Source organism: Variovorax sp. WDL1, from assembly GCF_001541225.1.
Classification (GTDB): Bacteria; Pseudomonadota; Gammaproteobacteria; order Burkholderiales; family Burkholderiaceae_C; genus Variovorax.
On the sequence record NZ_LMTS01000231.1, the window covers coordinates 1 to 8841 of the forward strand.

Consider the following 8841-nt stretch of genomic DNA (forward strand, 5'->3'; position numbering starts at 1 on the left):
AGTTGCCGCTGGATCCGTGGGGCATGCCGTACCAGTACAAGTTCCCCGGCAGCCGTCAGCCCGACGATTTCGAGCTTTATTCCTTCGGGCCGGACAAGGCGTCCGGTGGTACCGGCGACGACGCGGACATCGCGCACTGACGAGCCCACACCCCGATGACGATCTTCAAGGTTCGCGGCCTGAGTGCCGAGGGTGAGCTGCAGCTGCATCGCGTGAGCGCGAGCACGTCCGCGGAGGCCGAACGGATGGCGCGCCAAGCCGGGCTGCACGTGATCGGCGTGGCGGGTGGCGGCTTCGTCAGGCAGTCCGGATCGCTGTCGCGAAGCAACTTCGACCTCTCGCTCTTCGCCCATGAGCTGGTGGCGCTGCTCGGCGCGGGCCTGTCGCTGATCGAGACGCTGGAAACCCTGGCGGAGCGCCAGGTGCAGGACGGCCGGGGCGGCACCGTGCTCGGCGACCTGGTGCGCAGCATGCAGGAAGGGCAGGCCTTTTCCGCCGCGCTGCGCAGCTTTCCCGCGCACTTCCCGGAGTTGTTCGTCGCCTCGATCGCGGCCAGCGAGCACACCGGCGAAATGGTGCCCGCCTTGGAGCGCTATCTGCGCTACCACGCGCAGTTGGGCGCGGTTCGCCAGAAGATCGTCAGCGCGTCGCTCTATCCGGCCATGCTCTGCATCGTGGGCGTCGCGGTCGCAACGTTCCTGCTGTGTTTCCTGGTGCCGCGCTTCAGCCGCGTCTACGAGGGCATGGAAGACAAGCTGCCGCTCGCATCGCGCTGGCTCATGCAGTGGGGCACGTTCGCGAGCACGCATGGGCTGCCCCTGCTCGTCGCGGCCGGTGCGGGACTTGCGGCGATCGCCATGCTCGCGAGCCGCCCCGCCGTGCGCACAAAGCTCGGGGCAGCGCTGCAGGACAACCGCTGGATCGGCGCCAAGGTGCGCCTGATGCAACTCTCGCGCTTCTATCGCTCGCTGGGCCTGCTGCTTGGCGGCGGAATTCCCGTGACCAAGGCCTTGCGCATGGCGCAGGGCCTGCTGCCCCTGACGTTGCAGGCGGCAGCCGGCGCGGCCACCCTCGAAGTCTCGCAAGGCCGCAGCCTCAGCGACAGCCTCCAGGCATCTGCCCTGACCACGCCGGTGGCCTTGCGCCTGTTGCGCGCCGGCGAGCGCAACGGCCAGACGGCCGAGATGCTGGAGAAGGCCGCAGCCTTCCACGACACGGAGATGAACCACTGGATCGACCACTTCACCCGGCTTTTCGAGCCCGTGCTGATGCTGGTCATCGGCCTGGCGATCGGCGGCATCGTGATCCTGCTGTACTTGCCGATCTTCGAACTGGCGGGGGCACTGCAGTGAGCGAGGACACGCGCTTCGATGCCGATGATGCGGCGCCCAGGATGATGTGCTTCGCGGAGCTGGCGCCGCTGGCGCCCGACTTCGCGTCGCTCAGCTTCGGCGAATGCCTGGAGCGCGAATGCGTGCTGCTCGCGGACGAGGATGGCACTCGCTACTTCGTGAGCAGCGAGCCGCTCGACGAGCTTCTCTGCACCTGGGCGAGCCACCGTATTCCCGGCTCCTTCGTGATCGTCCGCACCCATGCGGTCGACCTCAGGGCGCTGCTCTCGCGGCTGGAGGCGCATCAGCAGGCGCTGCACCACCTCGTCCGGGTGGATCAGGCGGACCCGGCGCTGCAGGCGGGCAGCGAAGAGATCTCCCCGCGCTCGATTGCCCGGGACGAAAGCCAGGTCGTGCGACTCGTCAACTCCACGCTCTACGACGCGCACAGGAGCGCCGCCAGCGACATCCACTTCGAGAACACGCCGCAGGGCCTGGTCATCAAGTACCGCATCGACGGCGTGCTGTCGCTCGCCCGGCAGTTGCCCGACCTCGCGCTGACGGAGCAGGCGATCTCGCGCCTGAAGGTGATGGCGGAGCTGGACATCGGCGAGAAGCGCATCCCGCAGGACGGGCGCTTCGCGGTCCATATCGGCGGCCGCGAGATCGACTTTCGCGTGTCGGTCATGCCGGGGCTGTTCGGCGAGGACGCGGTGCTCCGCATCCTGGACAGGCAGTCGCTGACGGCCGAGCTCTCGCAGCTCAGCCTCGACCTGCTGGGCATCGAGGGCACGACGCAGCAGACGATCCGGCAACTGGCGAGCCAGCCCTACGGGATGCTGCTCGTCACCGGGCCCACGGGCTCCGGCAAGACCACCACGCTCTATGCGACGCTGAGCGAGATCAACCGGGGCGAGGACAAGATCATCACGATCGAGGACCCCGTGGAGTACCAGCTTCCGGGAGTCCTGCAGATCCCCGTCAACGAGCGCAAGGGCCTTACCTTCGCCAGGGGGCTGCGTTCGATCCTTCGCCACGACCCCGATCGCATCCTGGTCGGGGAGATCCGTGACCGCGAGACCGCGGAGATCGCCGTGCAGGCGGCACTGACGGGCCATCTCGTGTTCACGACGGTCCATGCCAACAACGTCTTCGACGTCATCAGCCGCTTCAGGCACATGGGCGTCGATGCCTACAGCTTCGTCACCGCGCTCAACGGGGTGGTGGCGCAGCGGCTGGTGCGCATGAATTGCCTCCGGTGTGCCGAGGACGTCGAGCCCGGCGATGACTTGCTGCGCGCCTCCGGCATCCAGCGTTCGGAGCTTGCCGAAGGAGGGCGGCAGAGGCAGGGGCAGGGCTGTGCGCACTGCCGCGGCACGGGCTATCGCGGCCGTCGCGCGCTGACCGAGGTGCTGGTGCTCGACGACGACCTGCGGGAACTCGTCGTCCAGCAGGCGCCCATCGCGCAACTGAAAACCTCGGCACGCAGCCGCGGCATGGTGTCGATGCGCCGTGCGGCGCTCGATGCAGTCCGGCGTGGGCAGACCACGCTGCAGGAAATCAATCGTGTCACCTTTGTGGAATAGGCCCACGTTCCGCGTGCACCTGGGCGCCCGGGTGTTGGCCGCGTGCGAAGTGCGGGGGCATGGCCGCCGGTGCGTGGTGGCGCGCAAGGCGCTCGTTGCGTTCTCGCCGGGAGAGCGCGCGCCGGCCCTGCAGGCGCTGCGGGAATGGGTAGTGCCTGGCGGCGGTGCGTCCATCGAATGGGTGCTCGGCCCGTCGGACGTACGCTACCTGCTGCTCCCGTGGTCGCACGAGCTCGCCGACGAGTCGCTGCGCGACCGCGTGGCCTCCGCGCTGTTCGAGCAGCGCTTCCGGGAAGATGCGTCGGTCCATGCGATGCGATTCGCCAAGGCCCGGTTCGGCGCTCCGCAGCTCGCGGCCTTCGTTGCTCATGCACTTGTGGAGGAGGTCGCTGCGCATGCCCGCGAGGCGCGGCTTCGGTTGGGCAGCATTGCGCCTGCGCTGGCAACGGTCTGGGGCCGCTTCGGCGGCGTGCTGGCGGGGGAGAACGGTGTCGTGCACCTGGTGGATGGCGACCGGCAGATTGCTGTGCGGCACGAGCACGGGCTCCCCACGGACATCGCACTGCGACCCTTCGACGCGCAGCGCGACGCCACCATGCTCGGTGCGCCATGCGATCACGGGACGCGCCGGTGCTTCTCCTCATGGGCGCCCGCGGGCGGCGCCGCGTTCCCGGCGCACGTGTTGATGTTGAACGACGGCGAGGGATTCGACACGCGTGCCGATGTCGCCTACGCCTTCGCCCTGTGCGGAGTGTTCTGATGCCGATGGGTCTCGAGTTCGCACCTCGTTCGCCGTGGTCGCCCTTGGCGGCATTGCTGCTGGCGCTGGGCGTGCTCGGCGGTGCGCACAGCCTGTTGCAACGACACACCTTGTTGGCGGAGCGCGCGGCTGCGGTCGCGCAAGCCGAGGCGCTGCGGCCGCCGTTGCACCTGGAACGATCGGGTGAAGCCGAGGCCTTCCGGCCCGAGGCATCGGGCGAGGCGGATCGCCTGATCGCCAGCCTGCATCGCCCATGGGCGCCCATGTTCGACGCCCTGCAATCGACGGTTACGGACGACGTGCGGGTGACGCGGGTCCAACCCGAATCGGATGCACGCCGGCTGCACATCACCGGCGAGGCCGACAACAGCCAGGCTTTCGTTGCCTGGATGCAGCGCCTCCAGTCCGATGCGTCGTGGCGCTCCGTCGAGCCGCTGTCCGAAGCGCGGCAGGCGGAAGGTGCAGCGGCCAGCGGCAAGCCTGTGCTCTTCCGGGTCTCCGTGGAATGGCGGCAACCGTGAGGGCGCTGGCGCCTCGCTTCAACGCCGCGGCGAGACGCGCGGCCTGGGCCACCCGCCTCGCCTGGGCGTCGCTGAACTGGCCGATGCTTCTGGCGCTGGCGGCACTGTGCTTCTGGCTCGGGCTCGCCGCGGCCGTCAACCGCCCGCTGCGGCAGGAAGTCCGCGCGTTGCAGGCCGCGTCGGCGACCCTGGCGACACGGCATCGGGTGACCGATGCCGCGGCCGAGCCCGCACCGCGCGACGGGGCAGATTTCGTGCGGGCTTTTGTCGCGTTCCTGCCGCAGGCGGAGCTGTGGCCGCAGCAGTTGCAGACCTTGCATTCGCTGGTGGGGCAGGCCGGCGTCGAGCTGTCGCGTGTCGACTACGACAGCCAGCGGTTCGAGCACCTGCCCGGAAGCCGCCTGTCGGTCCGGTTGACGATGCAAGCCGGCGCCGTGCCCTTTCGGAAGTTCCTGCACGACGTGCTTGTCGCCATGCCCAATCTCGCGGTCGAACGGATCTCAACCGAGCGATCGCCCGATCACCCGGACCGGCTGAATATCCGGATCGACGCCAGCCTGTACTACCGCGATCCGCGTCCGGGAGACGCCCGATGAGGCAGGCTTCGCTCGGCAAGGGACTCCAAACGGGATTGCTGGCCACGGCCGTGCTGACCGTGCTGGCACTGCTCAAGCCCGAGGCGGTGGTGGAGCCCTGGCCCGTGGCCGGCGATGACATGGCGCGCTCGAAGCCGGGTGCCGAGACCCGCGCACGCACCGCGGAGCCCTGGCTTCGCACGGCCGCCGCGTTGCCGCAGGCCCCGGAACCGCCGCAGCCGACGCCCGCGCCCGCGCGGCCCCCGCCTGCACCGCCGCCGGCGATCGTGCCTCCGCCGCCAAAACCGGTGGCCCCCGATCCGCCCTTCACCTACCTCGGACGCATCGACCAGGACGGCCGCAGCCATGTCTTCCTCGGCCTCGGTGCAGACCCGCACGTGGTGGAGGTCGGCGAGGCCGTCGACGCGCAATGGAAGGTCGAGAAGGCCGACCCCACCCAGTTGGTGCTGCGTTACCTGCCCTTGAACGAAATTCGCATCGTCGCCTTGCAATGAACCTGATCAGGAAGACCCCGTGGGCATGGGGCCTGCGTGCCGCTGCATGCCTGTTGTCGATCGCGCTGCTTTCCGGCTGCGCCACGTACTGGGAGGCGCAGCGCGCGGACCGGCTGCTCGCGCAGGGCCAGACCGATGCTGCGCTGGCCACGCTCGCGGGCCTGGCGAAGGAGAACCCGGCGCAGTACCGGCTTCGATACATGCAAGCGCGCGACGGCGCCTTGCGGGACCTGGTGACGCGCGCCAGGCAGTTCGCGTCCCGCGGCAACTCGGCCGAGGCCGAAGAGGCCTATCGCGCCATGCTGCGGATCGATCCGCAGAACGAGCTTGCGCTTTCCGGCATCGACGCGCTGGCGCGCGGAACGCGCGAAGCCGAGCAGCTCGCGAAGGCCAATGCCGCGCTGAAGAGCGGCGACACCGATGGCGCACTCGATGCGCTGCAGGCCGTGCTCTCCGTCAATCCGGGGCAGGCGGAAGCGCAGCGGCTCCAGCAGGGCATCGAGCTGCAAAGGAACCGGGGCCTGGCCGCCGACCCCGTCCTGTCCGATGCCCTGCGAAAGCCGGTGACGCTGGAGCTGCGCGACGTCGCCCTCCCGACCGTGCTGGAAATCCTCTCCCGCACGTCGAACGTCAATTTCATTCTCGACAAGGACGTCAAGAGCGACATCAGGACCACCATCTTCGCGAAGAACACCTCGGTTGCGGACGCGCTCAACCTGGTGCTGCGAACCAACCAGCTCGCGCGCAAGGTGCTCAACGAATCGACCCTGCTGATCTACGCGGACAACGACGAGAAGCGAAAGCGCTACGAGGACCTGGTGATCCGGACCTTCCACCTGAAGAACGCCGACCCGCGCAAGATGCAGGAGCTTGTCAAGACGCTGATCGCGCCGAAATCGATGTACGTCGACGACAGGCTCAAGATGATGATGGTGCGCGACAACCTCGACGTCATCGCCGCGACGGAGCGGCTCGTGGCCGCCTACGACGTCGCCGACCCGGAGGTGCTGCTGGAGGTGGAGATCCTCGAGATCAACGCCAACGGCCTGCTCAACGCGGGCATCCAGTACCCGACCCGGCTGGCCGCCGGGGTGCGGGGAAGCGCCGGCGTGCCGGGCCAGCTGACCGTGGACGAGCTCCGCGGCCTGGGCCGCAACAGCTTCCAGCTCTTCCTGCCCGACCCCCTGCTGGTGCTGAACCTGAAGCAGACCGGCGAGGACAGCAAGACGCTCGCCAACCCGCGCATCCGCGTCAGCAACCGGCACAAGGCCAAGGTGCTGATCGGCGACAAGGTGCCCGTCATCACGACCACCGTCAACCAGAACTCCAGCGCCTCCACGGAATCGATCAACTATCTCGACGTTGGGCTCAAGCTCGAAGTCACGCCGGAGATCCATGTGAACAGCGAGGTCACCATCGCCATCGACCTCGAGGTGAGCAGCGTGGTCAAGGAGATCCGTTCGATCACCGGCCTGCTGGCCTACCAGATCGGCACTCGCAACGCGACCACGGTGCTGCGCCTGCGCGACGGGGAGACGCAGGTGCTGGCGGGTCTGATCAAGGACGAGCAGGGCCGCAGCTCCGCCGGCATTCCGGGCCTCGGGGAGGTGCCGGGAGTCGGCCGCGTGTTCTCCAACCAGACCGACACCGAGGGCCGATCGGAGATCGTGCTGCTGATCACGCCCAGGATCGTCCGCGCCATGCCGATGCCCTCGGCCCATGTGCTCGAGTTCCCTTCGGGCACCTTCGACAACGCCTCGGTCCGGCCGATGCGTCTCACGCCCGGCGCCGAGTACGGCAGCGCGCCCGCGGCGCCTCTCCCGACGGAGGCGGGTCCATGAAGACCGGCCGCGGATTCACCCTCGTCGAGATGATGGTAACGGTGACGCTGGTCGGCATCCTGGCGTCGGTGGTCGTCCCGCTGACCGAGATGGCCGTGAGGCGTGCAAAGGAACAGGAGCTGCGCATCGCATTGCGCGAGATCCGCACGGCGATCGATGCCTACAAGCGCGCGGGCGACGAGGGCCGCATCCACCGCTCCCCGACCACCACCGGCTATCCGCCGACGCTGGCGGCGCTGGTCGACGGTGCGGACGCTCTCAAGGACCCCGGCCGACGCAGGATCTTCTTCCTGCGCCGCGTGCCGCGCGATCCGATGAATGCCGACCCGACGCTGGCGCCGGAGGCCACGTGGGGCAAGCGCGCGTATGCGAGCGACGCGGCGCACCCGAGAGAAGGCGAGGACGTCTACGACGTCTACTCGGCCAGCAGCAAGACCGGCCTGAACGGCCGCCCATACAGGGAATGGTGAGATGCGAAGCAAGGGATTCACGCTGATCGAACTGCTGGTCGTGATGGCCATCGTCGCGGCGCTGCTCACGATCGTGACGCCGCGCTACATGCGCCAGGCCGATCGCGCCAAGGAGGCCGCCTTGCGAGAGAACCTGGGCGCGATGCGCATCGCGCTCGATCAGTTCTACGGCGACAGGGGCAGCTATCCCGAGCGGCTCGCCGACCTCGTCACGCTGCGCTACCTGCGCGCCGTGCCACTCGACCCGGTCACCGAGCGCCGGGACTCGTGGATCGTTGAACTGCGCGATGAAGAAGGGGGACGCAAGGTGATCCACGACGTCCGCAGTGGAGCCTCCGGCAACGCCACGGACGGCACGCCGTTCAAGTCCTGGTAACGGGGGCGATGACCGGCCCTCGCCATCAGCGCGGCATCGGATACCTGTCGTTGCTGCTCGCTGTGTTTCTCCTGTCGCTCGGCGTCGGCAAGGCGTTGGACGTGCATGCGACTTGCGTGCAGAGGGAGCAGGAGGCTGAGCTGGCCTACGTGGGCTCGCTCTACCGCGAAGCGATCAGGAGCTACTACATGAGCGCGCCCGACGGCCAGCGCAAGTACCCGAGCCGGCTGGACGATTTGCTGAAGGACCCGCGCCATCTGGTGGTGCGCCGATACCTCCGGCGGCTCGATCCCGATCCGCTGACCTTGCAGCCCTTCACGCTGTTGATGGCGCCGCAGGGCGGCATCTGGGGCGTGGCGAGCCGATCGACGAAGCTGCCCCTGCGGCTGCGCAGTCCTGATGGCGTGATCGTGCACGGCGCCGCACCGCGAAGCTATCGTGACTGGCACTTCGTCTACGACGGAAGCGACTGACTGTCTCCCTCTCCCGCCTTCGATTCACACCGCGCCGAAGCAAGTGCCCTGATCAGGGCCTTCATTTCTCGCTCTTTGTCGCTGGCTTGCTTCATAGGCTCTGAATCTCATTAAGGTTCGCGGCCAAGGAAGAAAGCGCATGTGAGACGTCCCCAAGCGTGACGTTCGCAATGTGTTCCCTGCTGTCGCGATCTCTTCCGCGACGCAGATCGGCACTCAGAGAGGAAATCATGAACGATTCAAGTGTTGCTCGGGCGAGGCGCAAGGCTGTCTGCCGCCGTGTTTGCATGGGGGTGCTCGCAGTGGCTGGCTTCGCGGCCCATGCGGGTTCCGTGAGCTATGTCTACGACGCGCTGGGCCGCCTGGCCAGTGCCGTCTACAGCAACGGCAGCA

The 8841-nt window shown here is 68.1% G+C and carries 11 protein-coding genes; all 11 read left to right on the forward strand.

The features are described 5' to 3' along the window. Positions 1–2: 2 nt before the first annotated feature. Genes APY03_RS27950 through APY03_RS28000 form a run of 11 tightly spaced genes read left to right on the forward strand, consistent with a single transcriptional unit; the run spans position 3 to position 8448 of the window. Positions 3–140: a type II secretion system protein GspG gene (locus tag APY03_RS27950; protein ID WP_269747410.1), complete on the forward strand. Its 138-nt coding sequence runs from the start codon at positions 3–5 to the stop codon at positions 138–140. Between the two features lie 15 nt (positions 141–155). Next, positions 156–1352 (forward strand): type II secretion system F family protein, encoded by a 1197-nt coding sequence (locus APY03_RS27955; protein ID WP_068682065.1) that lies wholly within the window; start codon positions 156–158, stop codon positions 1350–1352. After that, the gene (locus APY03_RS27960) at positions 1349–2917 is read left to right on the forward strand and encodes a GspE/PulE family protein (protein ID WP_332112704.1); all 1569 of its coding nucleotides are present in this window, start codon (positions 1349–1351) and stop codon (positions 2915–2917) included. Before APY03_RS27955 ends, APY03_RS27960 begins: the two co-directional genes overlap by 4 nt. Continuing rightward, positions 2898–3677: a hypothetical protein gene (locus APY03_RS42770; RefSeq protein WP_162487120.1), complete on the forward strand. Its 780-nt coding sequence runs from the start codon at positions 2898–2900 to the stop codon at positions 3675–3677. Before APY03_RS27960 ends, APY03_RS42770 begins: the two co-directional genes overlap by 20 nt. A 44-nt stretch (positions 3678–3721) precedes the next feature. Continuing rightward, complete coding sequence (locus tag APY03_RS42775) at positions 3722–4198, forward strand: PilN domain-containing protein (protein WP_198161313.1); 477 nt, start codon at positions 3722–3724, stop codon at positions 4196–4198. Beyond that, entirely contained in the window at positions 4183–4794 is a 612-nt protein-coding gene (locus APY03_RS27975) for a hypothetical protein (protein ID WP_146039388.1), read from the forward strand. The genes APY03_RS42775 and APY03_RS27975 overlap by 16 nt, the downstream gene beginning before the upstream one ends. Then, the gene (locus tag APY03_RS41845; protein ID WP_068682073.1) at positions 4791–5288 is read left to right on the forward strand and encodes a hypothetical protein; all 498 of its coding nucleotides are present in this window, start codon (positions 4791–4793) and stop codon (positions 5286–5288) included. The genes APY03_RS27975 and APY03_RS41845 overlap by 4 nt, the downstream gene beginning before the upstream one ends. Further along, entirely contained in the window at positions 5285–7129 is a 1845-nt protein-coding gene (locus APY03_RS27985; RefSeq protein ID WP_068682075.1) for a tetratricopeptide repeat protein, read from the forward strand. The genes APY03_RS41845 and APY03_RS27985 overlap by 4 nt, the downstream gene beginning before the upstream one ends. Further along, complete coding sequence (locus APY03_RS27990; RefSeq protein ID WP_068682077.1) at positions 7126–7599, forward strand: type II secretion system protein; 474 nt, start codon at positions 7126–7128, stop codon at positions 7597–7599. Before APY03_RS27985 ends, APY03_RS27990 begins: the two co-directional genes overlap by 4 nt. A 1-nt stretch (position 7600) precedes the next feature. After that, positions 7601–7975 carry a type II secretion system protein gene (locus tag APY03_RS27995; RefSeq protein ID WP_068682079.1) on the forward strand — a complete coding sequence of 125 codons (375 nt, stop codon included), beginning with the start codon at positions 7601–7603 and terminating at the stop codon, positions 7973–7975. An 8-nt stretch (positions 7976–7983) separates the two neighbouring features. Next, positions 7984–8448: a hypothetical protein gene (locus APY03_RS28000; protein ID WP_068682081.1), complete on the forward strand. Its 465-nt coding sequence runs from the start codon at positions 7984–7986 to the stop codon at positions 8446–8448. Positions 8449–8841 lie beyond the last annotated feature (393 nt).

What these genes read in the sequence shown, in the direction of transcription:
- APY03_RS27955 (WP_068682065.1), top strand. Translation starts at nt 156, where the DNA reads ATGACGATCTTCAAGGTTCGCGGCCTGAGTGCCGAGGGTGAGCTGCAG.
- APY03_RS27975 (WP_146039388.1), top strand. Translation starts at nt 4,183, where the DNA reads ATGGCGGCAACCGTGAGGGCGCTGGCGCCTCGCTTCAACGCCGCGGCG.
- APY03_RS41845 (WP_068682073.1), top strand. Translation starts at nt 4,791, where the DNA reads ATGAGGCAGGCTTCGCTCGGCAAGGGACTCCAAACGGGATTGCTGGCC.
- APY03_RS27985 (WP_068682075.1), top strand. Translation starts at nt 5,285, where the DNA reads ATGAACCTGATCAGGAAGACCCCGTGGGCATGGGGCCTGCGTGCCGCT.
- APY03_RS27990 (WP_068682077.1), top strand. Translation starts at nt 7,126, where the DNA reads ATGAAGACCGGCCGCGGATTCACCCTCGTCGAGATGATGGTAACGGTG.
- APY03_RS27995 (WP_068682079.1), top strand. Translation starts at nt 7,601, where the DNA reads ATGCGAAGCAAGGGATTCACGCTGATCGAACTGCTGGTCGTGATGGCC.
- APY03_RS28000 (WP_068682081.1), top strand. Translation starts at nt 7,984, where the DNA reads ATGACCGGCCCTCGCCATCAGCGCGGCATCGGATACCTGTCGTTGCTG.